This window comes from Nitrosomonas communis (assembly GCF_001007935.1).
GTDB classification, from domain to species: domain Bacteria; phylum Pseudomonadota; class Gammaproteobacteria; order Burkholderiales; family Nitrosomonadaceae; genus Nitrosomonas; species Nitrosomonas communis.
The window spans coordinates 98556-117549 of the sequence record NZ_CP011451.1; the positions used below are offsets into that span (position 1 = coordinate 98556).

An 18994-nucleotide genomic window follows, 5' to 3' on the forward strand; every position below is an offset into this window, starting at 1 on the left:
AAGCTAAATTAGCAATAAAATATAATTTTATTTATCATGATTACCGAGAGATATTTTTCTCGAATCATCAAGATTGGACATAATATGGTGGAGGTGAACGGGATCGAACCGATGACCCCCTGCTTGCAAAGCAGGTGCTCTCCCAGCTGAGCTACACCCCCTATCTGGTGGGTCTGGGTGGACTTGAACCACCGACCCCACGCTTATCAAGCGTGTGCTCTAACCAACTGAGCTACAGACCCATAAAGGATCCTATATTAGCACAACCTTTCGCCTCATATCTCATTTGCCATTTAACTTTTAAAACAACCAATAGACTGTAGGCGCTTAGCAATATTTCATTAGAAAGGAGGTGATCCAGCCGCAGGTTCCCCTACGGCTACCTTGTTACGACTTCACCCCAGTCATAACTCTCACCGTGGCAAACGCCCTCCTTGCGGTTAGACTATCTGCTTCTGGTGAAAACTACTCCCATGGTGTGACGGGCGGTGTGTACAAGACCCGGGAACGTATTCACCGCGACATGCTGATCCGCGATTACTAGCGATTCCGACTTCACGGAGTCGAGTTGCAGACTCCGATCCGGACTACGACGCGCTTTCTGAGATTAGCTCCCCCTCGCGGGTTGGCAACCCTCTGTACGCGCCATTGTATTACGTGTGAAGCCCTACCCATAAGGGCCATGAGGACTTGACGTCATCCCCACCTTCCTCCGGTTTGTCACCGGCAGTCTCACTAAAGTGCCCAACTGAATGATGGCAATTAGTGACAAGGGTTGCGCTCGTTGCGGGACTTAACCCAACATCTCACGACACGAGCTGACGACAGCCATGCAGCACCTGTGCCTCGATTCCCTTTCGGGCACTTCCACATCTCTGTGGAATTTCGAGCATGTCAAGGGTAGGTAAGGTTTTTCGCGTTGCATCGAATTAATCCACATAATCCACCGCTTGTGCGGGTCCCCGTCAATTCCTTTGAGTTTTAATCTTGCGACCGTACTTCCCAGGCGGTCAACTTCACGCGTTAGCTACGTTACCAAATCTTTTAACAGATCCGACAACTAGTTGACATCGTTTAGGGCGTGGACTACCAGGGTATCTAATCCTGTTTGCTCCCCACGCTTTCGTGCATGAGCGTCAGTGTTAATCCAGGGAGCTGCCTTCGCCATCGGTGTTCTTCCACATCTCTACGCATTTCACTGCTACACATGGAATTCCACTCCCCTCTATCACACTCTAGTCATATAGTTTCAAACGCAATTCCCAGGTTAAGCCCGGGGATTTCACATCTGACTTATACATCCGCCTGCGCACCCTTTACGCCCAATAATTCCGATTAACGCTTGCACCCTACGTATTACCGCGGCTGCTGGCACGTAGTTAGCCGGTGCTTCTTATGTCGGTACCGTCATTCATTATGGATATTAGCCATAACTATTTCTTCCCGACCGAAAGAGCTTTACAACCCGAAGGCCTTCTTCACTCACGCGGCATGGCTGGATCAGGCTTGCGCCCATTGTCCAAAATTCCCCACTGCTGCCTCCCGTAGGAGGCTGGGCCGTGTCTCAGTCCCAGTGTGGCTGGTCGTCCTCTCAGACCAGCTACTGATCGTTGCCTTGGTAAGCCTTTACCTTACCAACTAGCTAATCAGGCATCGGCCGCTCTAAAAGCACAAGGTCTTTCGATCCCCTGCTTTCCTCCTTAGAGATTATGCGGTATTAGCACATCTTTCGATGCGTTATCCCCCACTTTAAGACACGTTCCGATGTATTACTCACCCGTTCGCCACTCGCCACCAGGGTTGCCCCCGTGCTGCCGTTCGACTTGCATGTGTAAAGCATGCCGCCAGCGTTCAATCTGAGCCAGGATCAAACTCTTCAGTTTAATTTAATTCTATTTGCTCAGCATTTAGCATATATTAATTCTATACACTATTTACCTTGTATACTCTTAGTTATTAATTTGATATCGATCAAATTAATTATATTTACTAAGCGCCTACATCTATTGGCTGTTAATTTTTAAAGAGCTGGTTGCTTTTTTTATTCGTCTCAAGCAACAGAGATGTGCATTATACAGACCATATTTTCTCCGTCAAGCTTTTCAACATTTTTTTTTAAAAAAATTTTCTCAACCAACGAACACAATAAGCTCACACCGATTATTTGCTTATTATTTCAGCATCTTACAGGCAGAATATAAAATATTACTATCTTGTTACTCTCTATTGATCCAAGCGATATGTTTCAACTTTGCATGTTACTGCGCTTTTCCAGGATCAATTGGTTGCGCTATAAAGCAATGCTCACCACCTGACAATGAGTGACAGCAGATTACGATTTATTATTTGAGAGTTGCTACAAACACAAACAGGGCAAACCCTGAATCGCTCTCTGTTACTCCGAATACTCTTTTGCCTTAACTTCCAGAGTAATCCTTAATTCGCGCTCAGTAACTGGCCAGATCAATTTTAATTTGACAGCCTGCATAATCTTTTCATAGCCTCCTTCCGATTGAGATACAGAAAAGTGAGGTTGTGCACATAATCTGATTGGAGCAGAAGTACTTATTAGCAGCATACCCTGCAGAACCACATCCTCCATAGCAATGTTAGTGGTATCCGCCAAATCCATATATTGCCCAAAACCACCCAGCACCGTGGATTCATCTTTAACGTAACGGCCACCTGGACCATCACAACTGGGCATAGCTAAATTGATTTCGGTTTCCAGATGGCCCTCTACATTACCCGACAAGTGATAGGAAACTAAAAGGCGGTTGCCAGAAAGCTCCAGTACCTTAACGACTTCACATTGATCGTTTTTGGACAAGAAACGGATACGAGACTCATCTTGTGATTCGAGATGATAAATTAATGACACTTCATTTAGGCTGTCAAAAAACAGGCTTTGCGGATGGGCGTCAACCTCTAAGTCAGAAAGAGCAATTTGATTCTTAAAATTGATCCGATCATGCGCAGAGGCAATACCCGTACCGCTATGTTTGGGTATTTCAAGTGCATTGGGTTGTATTTTGCAGTAGTAATGTTCTATTTGACGACGTAACGTGTCACCAAAATTATGCTTGAGCTGATAGGCATCAAATTCACATAGGCTCGCATTGCCATCAAGCTTAACTACAGCCTGGAGTACTCGATTATGTAAATAGGCTTCTTCCACACCGTCCAGATCAGTATCCTCGATAAAAAAAGCAGGACGTGGTGCACAGTCATCCAACAAACTTTCTAATTCGACAACATTATTGTATATAGCTCGTCGCAAATGCGGGAGATATAGACCACCAAACAAGCCATGCCAATAAGCATCATTGGCTTGTGCAGCATACAATTTTTGTCGCATCGCATCAGAGCATTGCGTTACCGGCAGCGCAGCAAAACGAGCAGAAAGGGATAGCATACGCTTGTGCATCCAGTTCGATTCAGGGTAACGAGAAAAAAAATTTTTCCAGATACCTCCACGTAGAAAGGATTTATTATGTTCATACCAGCCAGTTGCTTTTGCCTGGTGCACTAGATCAGCATAAGCATTAGCTGGTCCAGCAGGTAACGTCCATTCATTCATCTCAATGTAGGAAGTGGTTGGCAGATAAATTATTCCATGAGATTTTTGCAAAGCATGATAATCATGATAATGTCGAGGAGAAATTTTGGGAGAAGCCAGTACACCTTGAATAAATTGCTCAAGCCAGCCCTTCTCATATACCCACTGATAGGTCTCAGGCCAAATGCCAAATTTCTCGATATCATCGAAATAAATAGCGGCAACACCCTTGTTTGTTGTTGAGTTCTCAGCTAGAGACTCGATATAGGCCACCGCTTCATGTGCTGGGGAAAAAGGCAACTTATAACGAAGCATTTCAGATATAGGAAAAAGATCCAAGGCGCGATCGTCTTCCTCGGTAGTAAAGAAACCATTGAGTTCTGCTTTGGTTCTGCCCGCACACATAAAATGATAATCATCTACGATAACGTAGCGAATCCCACAATCTACCAATGCGGGCACCACAGTTGATTCCCATACCCGCTCAGTGAGCCAAGCACCCTGTGGACGCTGCCCGAATCTTTCCTCTAATTTCTTGGAAAAAGTTTCAATTTGTCCGATACGGTCCCGATTGGGAATCACCGCTAATACTGGTTCTGTTTCTCCGGCGCCGAAAAGCTCTACTTGTCCCCGCATGACCATCTCACGCAATAGAGCCATATCATCGGGGTAATGCTCAAATAAGAAATCAAGTAGCCATCCAGAAAAATGAAGAGCAAACTTAAAATCTGGATAACGATATAGAACTTGTAAAAAAGGTCTATAACAACGCAAATGCGCATCGACTAAAACTTCTGCAAAGTTTCCAACCGGCTGATGCGCATGAACACCAAATAGTAAAGAGATAGATTGAGATGTCACTAAGTTTCACTCGTTTTATGTTATGGACAATTTGAAGCTCCTAAGCTAATACATTTTTTATTTTATGAAAACAATTTCATACCAGGCGTCTATTTATTTACTTTGACCCGCTTTACGATGAGCGCCGCATCGTTTCAACCAACCCAGCATATCTTCCACCCTGGCTGATTGGCTCAAGCACGATTGCGGGTACTGGCAATTTCAGCAAACGATAGAGGTTGGCAAGATTTTTTCGAAACAATTGATCAAAACTAGCAACTGCCTGTGCAGAGTTATAATCACCAAACCACCAGAACCAGTCCGAGCTCTCACATGATGCAAGCTGCTGTTCTACCAGCAATTTTTCTTCATCCGTCAGACGATCACTCTTCATTACAAAATCATAACTCTGTTTAGCTGTACATAATAGATCCCAGGCTAAATTTTTGTCATGATCACCTATCCAAGTAGAAAAACTTCCGTAAACCCAGCTTCCTGCAGCTAGCACAGGTAAAATTTTGGTTTCAGCCTGCGTATCAACTAAATTCACAATATAGTCACGATAAGTCGTTGTTTGAATGAATGGGTGGCTTTCAAGCAAATCGTAAAGATCTTTGAGAAAATAGTAACCATTATAAGGATAAGACTCCCAAGCATTTTCACCATCAAGAATAACACTTACAATGGGATACGTAACAATTGCCTGCACCTCATGATGAATTTTCTCAAGCGTATGAATAAAATTCTCTGCTGCATCGCGCCCAAACCATTTTGAATATTCGAATCCGATCATATCGGATAATTTGTCATCACGAAAAAAACAAAACATCCCGTTTTTTTCATCGGATACTTGGTAGGGGCGGTAAAGATAGTGATTCCGATTCGGTAACGATTGATTCGGATACGATTTACGCAAGCTGTTAACCAATACACCCTCACCACTGGCACTCCATTGGCAGCCCAATTCCATGAAGATATTCAGCAAATCTTTTGAGATTCCCCCTTCAGCAGGCCAAAAGCCCGCAGGCTGCGTATCAAAGTGTTGTCTGTGACGATTGATAGCTGACTTTACATGAAAGGTAACGCGCTCACATCCTCCTGGATAAATTGTATTCGAAGGTAAAGTAGCCTCGGGAAGACTATCACGCGCTGACGAGAAATCGATCAGCAAGGGGGCCAACGGATGAAAATGAGGCGTAGTGGATAGTTCAATTTGACCGCTGGCAGCAAGTTCACGGTAACGTGGAATCAATTCCTGAATAAGCTTTCCAATAAGATTAAATAACTGCAATCTATCTGTATAACTAAAATTTTTACCTTGCGTCATGAGCTTTACCACAAACTCATGGCTTCGCCGCACACTTTCCCCCATCCATGCAAGGTGATACCACGTTAACAGATCAGCCAGATACTGACCGGAAACATAGATTAAATCCTTATCCCCTTGCCCTTTGAGCATATCGTACACCTCACGCAAATGTTGATAGGCAGGGTAAGGTTTTAACATGGTGGCATGATTGCTCTGAAAGCAGCTATTCAGTATAGATGCACGTTCATTTACCGTGATCATATTCAGATCGGGCGTAGCAAGCAGGCGTAATAATGGATCACGTATTTTTTTCTGTGTAAACTGCTGAGCATAATCTTCAAGTTGATCCAGCAATATGGGCACAAAATTGACGATCGCTTTGACACATGGATGTTGTTCTAAGTGATGCGCCATATCAGTGTAATCTTTGATGGCATGCAGATATACCCACGGCAGCAAGAATTCACCTGTGTCACGGTCCCGGTAATCGGGTTGATGCATATGCCATAGTAAAACGAGATTCAGTGGTTTCATGAATTAAAAGCAGATTGCCTATCTAGTTACTCAAAAAAATCTGAATTCTTAGTTAAGACCCGTCATATAGGCATGCCCAAGAACACCATGCCGCTTATGCTGATCCATTCCTAAATCAAGCCTGACTTTGTTGGCTTCACCTTGCTGTATTATTGATACTGCCTGCCGCTCGCTTTCACGCTATTTTTGATTTGGGAATGGAATGGCTTACTAATAAATTGAGGACGGTATTACCCTCTACCAGCCCCCCTTTTCAGATGCTTAACGAACATAATGTATGCTTTGACCCAGCATTTCGGGCGTTATGAGTGTAATTCCTTTTTTCGTTACATAGAACCGCTTGCTGTCTTCTTCTGGATCGAATCCAACTTTCAATCCTTCCGGTATGACGCAGTTTTTTTCAACGACCACGCGCTTCAAATGGACGTGCCGACCTATATCTACATTAGGAAGCACGACCGAGTCCTCGACGATTCCATAGCTTCGAACTTGGACATTGGAAAATAATAATGAGCGACGAATGGTTGCGCCACTAATAATACATCCCCCTGAAATCGTAGAATCAAGCGCATGTCCTCGTCGATCGTCACCATCAAACACAAATTTGGCAGGCGGTAATTGTTCCTGGTAAGTCCAGATCGGCCAGTCTTCATCATATAGATTAAGAGCAGGTGTAATGGTCGTAAGATCGATATTAGCTTCCCAGTAAGCATCCACTGTCCCCACATCGCGCCAGTAAGGAATACCGGCAGCCATATTGACACAACTGCTCTGAAAGCTATGTGCATAAACACGATGATGATTCACTAAGTACGGAATCAAATCTTTACCAAAATCGTGCGAAGAATGAGTGTCATCGTGATCGCGAATCAATTGTTCAAACAGAAATGAAGCATTAAAGAGATAAATACCCATGCTAACCAATGCACGATCTGACTGACCTGGCATGGAGGCGGGATAATCAGGCTTCTCAGTAAAACTAGTCACATGCCATTTATCGTTTACCGCCACCACCCCAAAAGCAGTGGCTTCTTCCAGTGGCACTTCCAAGCAGGCAATAGTGATGTCTGCGCCTCTTTTTTTATGCTCGACAAGCATTCTACTGTAATCCATTTTATAAACATGATCACCACCCAATATCAGAACATAGCCAGGAGCATGATAACGCAAAATATCAAGGTTCTGAAAAACAGCATCGGCAGTCCCTTGATACCAAGTTTCTTCAGTTCGCTGTTGAGCTGGAAAAAGCTCGACATATTCTTTGAACCGCCCATCAAGAAAGCTCCAGCCGCGCTGGATATGGCGAATCAGGCTCTGCGCTTTATATTGAGTAACCACTCCAATACGCCGCACACCCGAATTGACACAATTCGACAGAGGAAAATCTATAATACGGAACTTACCACCAAACGGCACAGCTGGTTTAGCACGCCAGTCTGTTAGATGATGTAAACGGCTGCCACGTCCTCCTGCGAGTATTAATGCAAGCGCGTTATGTGTAAGCATTCAATATCTCCCGATCTGAGAAGATCCATTTAATTGATAATATGAATATGGATAATCAATACATCAATCGCAACACAAGCAATTCAGCATAGAAAATAAGCCCATCTGGTAGATGTTATAGCGTTACTATATTCAAGCTCGTTACTTTATACTTTAGAATATGAGTTGTATTATGTAATCTATTGTATTTATAGCATCTTATCTTACTGGATCTTAATTGTCATTTCCAGACATAACCCTCTCTTGTTTTCTTGTTAGTTACTATCGATGCCTATGAAATCTGAACTTGTACATACCAGCACTGATTCATTGCAAGAAATGTTGTTAGCTGCACGATTACATAACCCATTTGATTACCTAGGCGTGCACAGGGAGCAGGATGATGCGCTGGTAACAAGAGTATTCCAGCCTTATGCTGCCAATGTCTGGATTCAGACAGCCAATGGTTTTGAGCCAATGACACGGATCCATGATGAGGGTATCTTTGAATGGCATAGCAAAATAACTCCCATGCACCCCTATCTCTTGCGAATCGAGGAAAAGACTTCACTGGGAGCTGTGCGTGAATGGTATGACCCCTATGCTTTTCCTGTGCAAATTTCCGATTACGAGCTGTATTTATATAATGAAGGCAATCTGCGTCAAGCTTATCGAACCCTGGGTGCACAGTTGACTGCCATACATGGAATTGCCGGTGTCCGCTTTGCGGTCTGGGCACCCAATGCTGAACGTGTCAGCATAATTGGTGATTTTAATCGTTGGGATGGGCGAATACATCCAATGGCTGTTCATCATCATAGCGGCGTATGGGAATTATTTATTCCTGGTTTACCAAGTGGCACCCTTTACAAATATGAGATTCGCAATCGTAATACTGGCGATATCTTGATCAAGACAGATCCTTTTGCACATTATCATGAGCTGCGCCCCAGCAATGCAGGGCGCACTCCAATGGAAGAAAACTTTGTTTGGCAGGATACAGATTGGATGCAGAAACGAACTGGCTGGGACTGGTTACATGCACCACTCAATATCTATGAAATTCATGCAGGCTCATGGAAACGGCATCCCGATGGGCGTTTCTATACTTATCGTGAGCTTGCCCAGCATTTGATTCCTTATCTGCTCGACATGGGCTATTCACATGTTGAATTATTGCCGATATCAGAACACCCACTTGATGAGTCCTGGGGTTATCAGACAACAGGCTATTTCGCGGTATCAAGTCGATATGGCTTGCCAGAAGATTTCAAATTTTTTGTGAATGCTTGTCATCAAGCAAACATCGGAGTCATCCTAGATTGGGTGCCAGCCCATTTTCCTCAGGATATCTTTTCCTTAGCCCGCTTCGACGGCACTGCCCTTTACGAGCATGAAGATCCTCGTCTGGGATTCCATCAAGACTGGGGAACATTTATTTTCAATTATGGGCGTAATGAAGTGAGATCATTTTTACTCTCAAGCGCGCATTATTGGTTAAATGTATTCCATATCGATGGATTACGTGTGGATGCAGTAGCTTCAATGCTTTATCTGGATTACTCACGCAAAGCAGGAGAATGGTTACCCAATAAATACGGTGGACGGGAAAACCTCGAGGCGGTAGATTTCCTGCGCGAACTCAATATTATGGTGCATGAAGCGTTTCCCGGCGCGATTACTTTGGCGGAAGAATCTACCTCCTGGCCAGCAGTATCACGTCCCACTTATGTGGGTGGATTAGGGTTTTCCATGAAATGGAACATGGGTTGGATGAATGACACGCTTACTTATATAAAGCTTAACCCCATCCACCGTCGTTATCAGCACAATAATTTAACCTTTAATCAGTTATACGCCTATACCGAAAACTTTGTATTGCCATTATCACACGATGAAGTGGTGCATGGTAAAGGCTCTTTGTTAGCCAAAATGCCAGGCGATGCCTGGCAGAAATTTGCCAACTTGCGTTTGTTGTTTACCTACCAACTGACTTGCCCCGGCAAAAAACTTAATTTTATGGGTAACGAATTTGCTCATGGGCCTGAATGGCAAGTTAATAAAGAGCTTGATTGGAATTTGCTGGAATATGAGCCTCATCGCGGCGTACAAATGGCATTACGCGACCTGAATCATCTTTATATGAATACTCCCGCATTGCATCAGCTTGATTTCTTCGCGGAAGGGTTTAGCTGGATCGATTGTCATGATACAGAGCAATCTGTCATTAGCTATCTGCGTCATGCGCAAGATGGTTCGTTTAGGCTGATTGTATTAAATTTTACGCCGGTCACGCGCATGAAATATCGTATCGGCACGCCTGTTAGCGGCTCCTACCAAGAAGAATTTAATAGTGACTCCGCTTATTATGGCGGGAGTAATATAGGAAATGCTGGCTGGATTACCACAACCGGAGAACCCTGTTTAGGTTTTGCTGATTCCCTCATGATCACTTTACCACCATTAGCTGGGATTATTCTGAGGCCGAGCAATGCTTAAACAGCCTAGTACCTCGCCGCACTTTCGATTCATAGCAAGTAGTCGTTTACATCCATCACATTATCACAAACAAAGAAGGCATATTGGGGTTAGCCTGAATTATCTTCATAAACAAAAATTTTACGCAGAGCGATTACTCTTCCGTTTTTAATGCCTTGATCCATTTGCGGTATAAATGATCGGCAATGGTATTCAATTTCGACACGCGAGACTTCAGATTCATTTGCATGGCATCAGCTGATTGCACTGCAGGACTGGCCTGATTCTGTATAATTTCTGTCGCATTCACTCTACTCCAGTTAAGCACCATGTCTTCGGTCATCTCCACATGGCACTGCATTCCCAGATGAATTCCTAATGCAAATGCCTGATTTTGGCAATAATCGTTGGAAAGCAGCAATGAACTTCCAGCAGGTAAAGAAAAGGTCTCCCCATGCCAGTGAAATAGTTCAAATTCTTTTACATCCCCTAACCATTCGCGCGCAACCGGATTATCCGCCACGCGGACTTTTCCCCAGCCCAATTCTTTGATAGGATTCGCCTCAATAATACCTCCAAACGCTTTGGACATAAGTTGCCCACCCAAACAATGCCCCAATACGGGTACATCATGAGCTACTGCTTGCTTGATCAGGTCAAGTAATAAGCCAATCCAAGGCAGGTTATCGTTGACGCTCATGGGGCCTCCCATCAGAACCAATCCACTAAATGGATAAATATTACCAGGAAGGCCCTCCCCCTGGTCGATGCTGATTAGCTGCCAGGGAATATGATTGTTGTCGAGAAATGTGGCAAAATAGCCAGGTCCCTCAATAGGGAAAAATCTAAAAATTGCAATTGGTTTCATGGCGATAACCTTTCTGATATAACAAATCTTTAACTGCTAATTGTAGCTTTTTCCATTGAGTTCTTTCTTCTGATTGTATTTTTAAATGATTTTGTGAACTGGAACCACTCGACGCACTTTTTTCAGGCTCAATTTAATCGATGCCAATCACCTTTCAATCAGCTTGACAGGTCAGGAAGAATAAGGCTCTGTTTTTCCATTCTTTTAATCAACAGTTATGGCCACACACAACACTACGTTCTCTGATCTGGTTCGTTTAGAGCAATTGCGTCACATTGAAACGGGCAAAGCAGAAGCGCTGTCATACGCAAGCATCGCTGATATGGAAACCCACGCTGTTTCTGATTTCAATTACCCTGTTTTTCTAAAACGGCTAACCACCCGTGCCCGGCGCCTGATCCAGGATAATGCGCTAGCCACAACATTACAATATCCACAAAAACTTTTTATCCGTGCGAGCCGAATAAGCTTAATAATCTCGGCAATTTTGGGCGCATTGGCAGCAGGTAATGCAATAGGCGAGTCTTCCACGCTCAACATATATTGGTTATTAGCAGTTTTGCTCGGCTTCAATTTAATTTCCATTATGCTGTGGGTGATAGGTATTTCATTCAAATTACAGGGATTGAGTGCAGGGGTTGTCGCTCAGCTGGCCTGCTGGTTACCCTATCGTCACAAAGAAAAGGAAAGTGATACGATTGCTTTACTTGCCGCACGCGGCTGGTGGGAAGCCAATTTGACTGGTACAGTTGGCAAATGGCGCATCAGTATTCTCACTCATCAATTCTGGCTAACTTATCTGGCGACCGGGATAGTCTTACTCGTGCTGCTCATGATGGCAAAGCAATATGACTTTATTTGGGGAACGACATTACTACCAGAAAGCAGTCTTCCTGAACTGACTCAATGGCTGAGTAAACCTATGGAATTTTGGGGTCTGGTTCCTCCCGACAGCTCTCAGATTGCAGCAAGCCGAGTGAGCGCGATTATACAAGAACAAGATGCAGAAACCAGAAGTGCCTGGGCCAAATTCTTGTTGAGCGCCTTATTGCTCTATGGCATTGTGCCTCGGCTTATATTGCTACTTGTTTCTGTGTTGATGCTAAAACTAGCTGAGCATCGCTTCAAAATAGATCTTTATTTACCTTATTATATTACTTTACGACAACGTTTAATGGCGCATCAACTTGAGTCTAGCGTCATTGATGCAGACCCGAATATAGTCGTAGATAAAAAGATCACTCCTCGACAAGTTGGCCAGGGCATATTACAAAATGCACTCGCAATTGGGATTGAACTTGATGATCATATCGTTTGGCCAGATGGCATGAACTGCAGCAAAAATGTCATTGATCAGGCATCGTTTTCGGAAGCAGCCAACATCATCCAGAAATCCGATAGCGCGTTGCTGATTGGTGTGGCTGCTCATCGTCTGCCAGACAGAGGCGTGCAACGCACCATCCGAGATCTGATGACTTATACCTCTGGAGAGGTTTGGTTAGTTTTACTGCGCAGCCGCGCAGCCATTCCCGTTGCCGACACACGCAAACTCGCATGGTTCAGAACGGCTGAGGCATGCGCCATTCCCGCTGAATGCGTTATCACTCAATAACCATGAATGTAGCAGACAAAGCATCACACCAGGATATTCCCTCATTGATAAATATTGCAGTGGTAGGTCACACTAATACCGGTAAGACCTCGCTGATTCGTACCATGCTGCGAAGCAATCAATTCGGTAAAATCGAAGATAGTGCAGGAACGACTCGTCATGTTGAACGGGCAACTATTTTTGCTGATAATGAAGCCATATTGAATTTACATGACACCCCTGGTATTGAGGATTCTCATGCACTGTTAAGGCAACTTAAATCGATTGGCACGCACCATAAATCGTTTTCACCCATTGAAATATTAGAAAAGTTCATTGCCACCACGTCTATCGATGATCCATTAGAACAAGAAGCCAAGGTCATTAGGCAAATATTACGCAGCGATGTCCTATTGTATATCATCGATGTGCGCGAGCCTGTATTGGAAAAATATCTGATGGAAATCGAGATACTCAGCAAGGCTATGAAACCCATCATCCCGGTTTTCAATTTTATTGCCAACCATACAGCAGAGCTTGCCATCTGGCGAAAAAAACTGGCTGTTTTCAATCTTCATACCTCATTAGAATTCGATACAGTTGCCTTTTCTTTTGAGGCGGAGAAGCGGTTGTATCAAAAAATACAAACTCTGGTGGAATCACACTATGACCAATTGCAAAAACTCATCAATTATCGCGCCACGGTATGGGACCAACTTTGCCTGTCTGCAGCCAAACGCATCGTTGAGTTGATTGTCTCGGTTGCCTGCTATCGTGAAAGCAAACGGAACCAGAGCGATAGTCATGCAAATTCAACCGCCGTCCAAAAATTAAAGGATTTCGTAAGAAAATCCGAACAAAGCTGTTTAAGAGATTTGCTAACCATTTTTAACTTCTCAGAGAAAGATATTGCTCTCCAAAAAATTCCTGTCAGCAATGGCCAATGGCAGCTTGATATATTTGCTCCCGGGGTACTCAAGGCGTATGGTCTTGATATTGGCAGTGCTGCACTCAAAGGTGCAGCAACAGGCGCAGGAATTGATCTGATGGTGGGTGGGCTAAGCTTAGGAACAGCCACTGCCTTGGGTGCAATCGCTGGCACTGGCTGGTCAACATTTAAACGCTATGGCAAGGAGATCAAAGCCAAAATTCAAGGCATGCAATGGTTGTGCGTGGATGAAAGCACGCTGCAGATACTCTACCTCCGTCAGCAGCAATTGTTGTCAAAACTGATGCATCGTGGTCATGCTGCGTACCAGGCAGACCAGATCGATACGACCACTGCATCTGCTTCAGAAAAATTACCCAGTAACTGGCCCGATATAATCAATACCCTGCAACAGAATCCAATATGGTGCAAACCTTCTACCGCTCGAAATCAAGATCCACAATATCAAAATATTGAAGCCAAACTGATCAATGCATTGCTAGCTAACGGCTGATTCCATTTCCAAATCAAACATGACGCGAAGGCGAGCCGCAGACGATGTCAATAATACAGCAAGGTGAAGCTGACAAAGTCAGTTTTGATTTAGAAATAGAATAAAACCCATCTGGAGCTCGTTAAGAAACAGGCAGTAGTCATCTGCAAGAACATGGCAGATAGAACGCACTATCACCGCCAAGATGACCCACAGTTATCTTATATTTGGGAAAATCTCGTAGATTCAGCTTTCATTCAGGATCTGCTGGATAAGATAACAATCAGTATCGCACATAATGAATCCATCTCAATTATTAGTTGCTGAAACCAGCACAATAAGCATTACTGAATGGTGTAATTTATAATTAATTTTGTTTAGTCTGGATATTCCGCTAAGTTAGCTTGGCGAAATATCCAGGCTAACTCTACCAAACTTAAATAAAGCTTGCTATGAACAGATTCAAACTGATTTGTATGGCTGTTGTTTTAGTTTGCTCGGTTTCGGCAGCTTCAGCATGGACTGTTGATGGGGATAATGCCGACTTTAATGAGGGTGATCTTGTAGATAATGTTGAAGCCGACGTTGATTTTAATAGCGATTTCGAAGAAAACTTTGACTGGAACGGAGATTTTGCTAGCAGTTTGAGGCCAAGAGATTTTGATCCAAGCAAAGATTTTTATCAAGGTGCAGATTCCGATCAGAGTAGCATCGATTATCAGAACGGAAATTTTGCTCAACCGGAGAGCTTTGAACGAACTTATGATCCTAGCCCAGGGCGAGACTTTGAGCAATACAATAAAGTGATGGCAAACGATCACGCTAATCATGATATGGGATCTGCTCATCAAGATAAGCAATCTGTCGAACTCGCTCACCCTCCTCAGGAAGGGGAGTTTGTCCCGGATTATGAATTCGCCCCAGTTTATCAAGCTACCGATGGAGATGCCACTCAGCATGATCAGCCTATTCAGCAGGATGGATCAGCTCAGGCAGACTTGTCCATCCAAACCAATGCTGCTCAGGGTGATTCTTTAGCCCAGAACATTCATATCCAGAACATTCAATCGCTTCAGAAGAATGAACATGATCACCACGGTGGGCTTAGCCACGGTATCTGGCATGGGCAGCATCACGTACATCACCATGATTTTGATATTGGATTTGGGCTACTAGGTATCGGCCCAGGATGGGGATTTAGCCCTTTTTATCCTTTTACTCCCTTCAGCGGCTTTGATTATTATGGATATGGTGGTTTCGCCCCTTATAGTAATTTTGGTTTCCACAGCAGTTACGCTTCTTTTGGGGGAATTGGTTTTTATAGTGGCTATGTTCCTGCTGGCTATGCTGGCTTTGGCCCCTATGGCCGTTTTGAAAGTTACTATCCGTTAGATGGCTTCCCCGCAGTGGTTGCTGATGCGGCATTCCCAATAGCCATGACCAGCACACCTGCCAGCAAGCCGACTTATATTCAGCAGCAGAACGTTTCACAACCTGCTGCTGCAATAAAAACCAATTACTGGCACTATTGTCGAAAACCAGAAGGGTATTATCCTTATGTCAGGAAATGCCCTGATGGTTGGGTAAAAATTCCTCCACAGCCTTCTTAATCAAATCTTAAAGGAAATCTGGTTATGCCAAGAATTACCAAATTATCCATGTTGCTGCCACTCACGCTGCTCACAGCATGTGTCCACATACCGACGGGACCAGGCGTAATGGTTCTACCCGCTGCCAATAAAACGTTTGATCAATTTAGATCGGATGACTTACTATGTAGACAATTTGCGAGTGAGCAAGTCAACGAACAAACACCACGCCGCGCATCCATATTCAGCGGTATGGAAACCGCCGCTCTTACAACTGCTTTAGGCGCCATTGCGGGTGCTGCTTTTGGAGGCGGGCGAGGTGCTGCCATTGGTGCAGGGAGTGGCTTATTGGCGGGAGGATTGGCTGGCAGCAGCTCTGCGCAATCTTCAGGAAATATCAATCAGCAACGTTATGATACAGCTTATATTCAGTGCATGTATGCCAATGGCCATCGTATCCCCTCTCCTGGGCGCTTTGTCAATGGGGAATACTCCAGCGGCGGCGGCACCGGCAGCTACAGCAAACCGGCGCCTCAGCGTGCTCCTTCCGACAGCTACCCACCTCCACCTCCAGGCAGCCCTCCGCCTCCCCCTCCCTATTAAATTTATTTAATGGCACTATTTCAAGCGTGAATAAGTAGAACCATGAAATAAACCCCAGCGTAAATCGCATAATGAATTGGAGCGAGCATTACGCCTATCGCCTATCTCTTGGCAGGTAAAATGCCCATACCTTGCGTTCTGGCTGATGATCATGAATATAGGATTAAAATGGAGCAACGCGATAATTCAACGAACTGGAAAGTTACTTTTACAGAACCAGACTGCCAATAATCACGCAGCATTATCGCTGGCTCCCCGCCCGGTGGATAGAGTTGTATACCAACCTGGCTGCTCATCTTCATCATATAAGCGCATTAACCCTTATTCTCGCGCCACCCCTTCTTCTAAGAAAGCTGTTCTGGAAAGCCGGTCATGCTGAACCATACCATACGCTGGCGATCAAATTTTTGCTGAACTTATTTGAAAACATGGGGATCCACATGAAAAGACGCACTTGGCTGAAAGGGTTGGCTGCATTAATCACATTGCCTTTTATCTCATCCTATCCACGCGAGTTAGCTGCCGGACAACAAAAGAGCACAAAATTCAAAATCGATCCGATAACCGTTACTCCGCTCAATAAACCGCATAAAGCGTGGCGTTCTTTATTGTCACCAGAGGCTTACCAGGTATTGTTTGAAGAAGACACGGAGCCTCCTGAAAGCAGTCCTCTTAACCAAGAATATCGTGGCGGCACCTACATTTGTGCCGCTTGCTATTTACCCTTATTCGATAGCAAACATAAATATGATAGCGGCACCGGATGGCCCAGTTTTACCCAACCTATTTCTGGCCATATCGGCACCAAACGTGATTTCATGCTGATCTGGCCTCGCACCGAGTATCACTGCGCACGCTGTGAGGGCCATCAGGGCCATGTCTTCAATGATGGTCCACCGCCACGCGGAGAGCGCTGGTGTAATAATGGATTAGCGCTAAGGTTTATCCCTAAAGAAGAAGCACTCCCCGAACTGAGGGGATAAAACATAAAGGCTGAAAGATTAAATCAAATTACATGAAATGAATAGCCGATGGGCTGACATGTGGCTATTCTTAATATTGACTGCTCTTGCAGGCTGGCAACAGTCGGATCGGATTGATCTGACCGGTGCTGACAAATCGTTTCTTAAATCAAGCGCCTGATAAAGCTCATGATATGATCGAAACCATATCGGGATATATCAGTGGCTACTTACGAGTCAATCAGCAAGGCAGAACTGACCACGTCGAAGTCGTACAGATTATTTTGGGCCAACCAAAAACAGCTCTCAGCATTATATAATCCCATTTGAATATCTTATACTATTTCCAAATCAAAGATGATAAGAAGGCGAACCGCAGACATCATCAATAAAACAGCAAGGTGAAGTCGACAAAATCGGGATCGATTTAGCAATAGAATGATTGATGTATCGAGTCTATAGGCTAGCCTATTTTTAATCAGCACTGTCAATGTCCTCCTCAAAACACGATCATATCAAAGCTGAATTTCTCAATCCGCTGTTAGAACAAAATTTACAGCAATGGAAGCAAATATGTCCTTCCATTCAGGAAATCGAAATTCCTGATAAACATTTTCTCTATCGCCAAGGGGAAAGTTGCGCAAGTCTTTTTTGGATAAAAGAAGGTATCGTAAAACTTTCCTATCTCACGATCCAGGGCAATGAGTTGACGCTTGCTTTAATAAAATCAGGGGGTATCACTGGACAACTGCAGCAGGATTGTGCTAATCCAGTCATGCAAGAAAGCGCACAGGCTCTGGGAAGAGTATCGTTCTATCGGATCGAATATGAAGATTTCAAAAAATTGATATATCGCTGGCCGGAGTGGTCATGGGCTGTTTTCGAGACCATGTCTAATCGTCAGCAGCAGATTGAACGCAAACTCCGCACTATCCTTACTCAGCCAGTTGGCAAACGGGTTGTTGCAACACTCCTGGATCTTGCTCAATTATTTGGAACACGATGTAAACATGGATATTCACTGGAAGTTTTCCTCACTCAGCAAGAGCTGGCAGATTTAGTAGGTGCCAGCCGTTCTGTAGTCAGTACCATCATGAATGAGTTTAGAAATCGAGGATTACTTGACTATACGCGCGAGCAGATTTGTATCAACGATGCCGCATTAATCAATGAGCAATCGTTCGATTAAACTCAGCTGTTGCGATATTTACCCTAAGCGGTTGTTGTCTAGCTAACAGACATTGGCAGTAACACCGTATTAAAGTACTGACTGTTACTCACCATCAATAAAGGATCAGTCAAATGAAAATAATTTCACCACGTAACCATGGCTATTTGGATTTCCTGACAGTGGTTATATTTTTACTCGCACCTACCTTATTAGGTTTAAGCAAAATACCCGCAATGCTTGCATATGGGTTGGCTGCAGTTCATCTTGCTGTTACCTTGATTTCCGGTTTTCCCTTTGGCACCTTCAAAATAATACCCTTTACGTTGCAAGGCTGGATCGAGCGCATAGTTGGGCCGGTATTAGTGGCAATTCCCTTCATCCTAGGTTTCGCTGACGAGTTTATCGCTCGGAATTTTTATATTGCCATGGGACTTATTATTATTGTGGTAGGATTACTAACAGACTATCGAGGTAAAAATCGCTCAATCTTTGTGACGATAAAAGACTAATTTTTTTAAAAAATGGCTATCACCAGGATATGAAATAAGTATAGGCACCACAGCCAGACAGGAATGCTTACGTCA

Annotated in this window: 12 protein-coding genes, 2 tRNA genes and 1 rRNA gene; 8 read left to right on the plus strand and 7 right to left on the minus strand. The window is 44.1% G+C overall.

Features of this window, described 5'->3' with window-relative positions:
* Positions 1 to 85 precede the first annotated feature (85 nt).
* The 6 genes from AAW31_RS00395 to glgC form a co-directional block, all read right to left on the minus strand.
* Positions 86 to 161, minus strand: a tRNA-Ala gene (locus tag AAW31_RS00395).
* 4 nt (positions 162 to 165) lie between these two features.
* A tRNA-Ile gene (locus AAW31_RS00400) sits at positions 166 to 242 on the minus strand.
* Between the two features lie 103 nt (positions 243 to 345).
* Positions 346 to 1883 (minus strand): 16S ribosomal RNA (locus AAW31_RS00405).
* A 512-nt stretch (positions 1884 to 2395) separates the two neighbouring features.
* Positions 2396 to 4420: an alpha-amylase/4-alpha-glucanotransferase domain-containing protein gene (locus AAW31_RS00410; RefSeq protein WP_046848728.1), complete on the minus strand. Its 2025-nt coding sequence runs from the start codon at positions 4418 to 4420 to the stop codon at positions 2396 to 2398.
* A gap of 112 nt (positions 4421 to 4532) precedes the next feature.
* Positions 4533 to 6242, minus strand: a complete 1710-nt coding sequence (locus AAW31_RS00415) for a glycoside hydrolase family 57 protein (protein WP_046848729.1) — start codon at positions 6240 to 6242, stop codon at positions 4533 to 4535.
* 261 nt (positions 6243 to 6503) lie between these two features.
* Entirely contained in the window at positions 6504 to 7748 is a 1245-nt protein-coding gene (glgC, locus tag AAW31_RS00420; RefSeq protein WP_046848730.1) for a glucose-1-phosphate adenylyltransferase, read from the minus strand.
* 273 nt (positions 7749 to 8021) lie between these two features.
* Here glgC and glgB point away from each other — a divergent pair, with 273 nt between their 5' ends.
* On the plus strand, positions 8022 to 10226 hold the full coding sequence (gene glgB, locus AAW31_RS00425) for a 1,4-alpha-glucan branching protein GlgB (protein WP_046851364.1): 2205 nt from the start codon (positions 8022 to 8024) through the stop codon (positions 10224 to 10226).
* 133 nt (positions 10227 to 10359) lie between these two features.
* On the opposite strand, the gene AAW31_RS00430 is transcribed toward glgB, so the two are convergent.
* A complete protein-coding gene (locus AAW31_RS00430; protein ID WP_046848731.1) occupies positions 10360 to 11073 on the minus strand; it encodes a type 1 glutamine amidotransferase in 714 nt (237 codons plus the stop codon).
* Positions 11074 to 11290: 217 nt separating this feature from the next.
* Between AAW31_RS00430 and AAW31_RS00435 the strand changes: the two genes are divergently transcribed.
* The 7 genes from AAW31_RS00435 to AAW31_RS00465 all read left to right on the plus strand — a co-directional run bounded on the left by AAW31_RS00435 (position 11291) and on the right by AAW31_RS00465 (position 18919).
* Complete coding sequence (locus tag AAW31_RS00435) at positions 11291 to 12685, plus strand: DUF2868 domain-containing protein (RefSeq protein ID WP_046848732.1); 1395 nt, start codon at positions 11291 to 11293, stop codon at positions 12683 to 12685.
* A gap of 2 nt (positions 12686 to 12687) precedes the next feature.
* A complete protein-coding gene (locus AAW31_RS00440; RefSeq protein WP_046851365.1) occupies positions 12688 to 14106 on the plus strand; it encodes a DUF3482 domain-containing protein in 1419 nt (472 codons plus the stop codon).
* A gap of 431 nt (positions 14107 to 14537) precedes the next feature.
* Entirely contained in the window at positions 14538 to 15695 is a 1158-nt protein-coding gene (locus AAW31_RS00445) for a hypothetical protein (RefSeq protein ID WP_144412796.1), read from the plus strand.
* A gap of 24 nt (positions 15696 to 15719) precedes the next feature.
* The gene (locus tag AAW31_RS00450; protein WP_046848734.1) at positions 15720 to 16277 is read left to right on the plus strand and encodes a YMGG-like glycine zipper-containing protein; all 558 of its coding nucleotides are present in this window, start codon (positions 15720 to 15722) and stop codon (positions 16275 to 16277) included.
* A gap of 440 nt (positions 16278 to 16717) precedes the next feature.
* Complete coding sequence (gene msrB, locus AAW31_RS00455) at positions 16718 to 17260, plus strand: peptide-methionine (R)-S-oxide reductase MsrB (protein ID WP_046851366.1); 543 nt, start codon at positions 16718 to 16720, stop codon at positions 17258 to 17260.
* A 469-nt stretch (positions 17261 to 17729) separates the two neighbouring features.
* Positions 17730 to 18428, plus strand: a complete 699-nt coding sequence (locus AAW31_RS00460; RefSeq protein ID WP_046848735.1) for a Crp/Fnr family transcriptional regulator — start codon at positions 17730 to 17732, stop codon at positions 18426 to 18428.
* A gap of 113 nt (positions 18429 to 18541) precedes the next feature.
* On the plus strand, positions 18542 to 18919 hold the full coding sequence (locus AAW31_RS00465; protein ID WP_046848736.1) for a hypothetical protein: 378 nt from the start codon (positions 18542 to 18544) through the stop codon (positions 18917 to 18919).
* Positions 18920 to 18994: the final 75 nt, after the last annotated feature.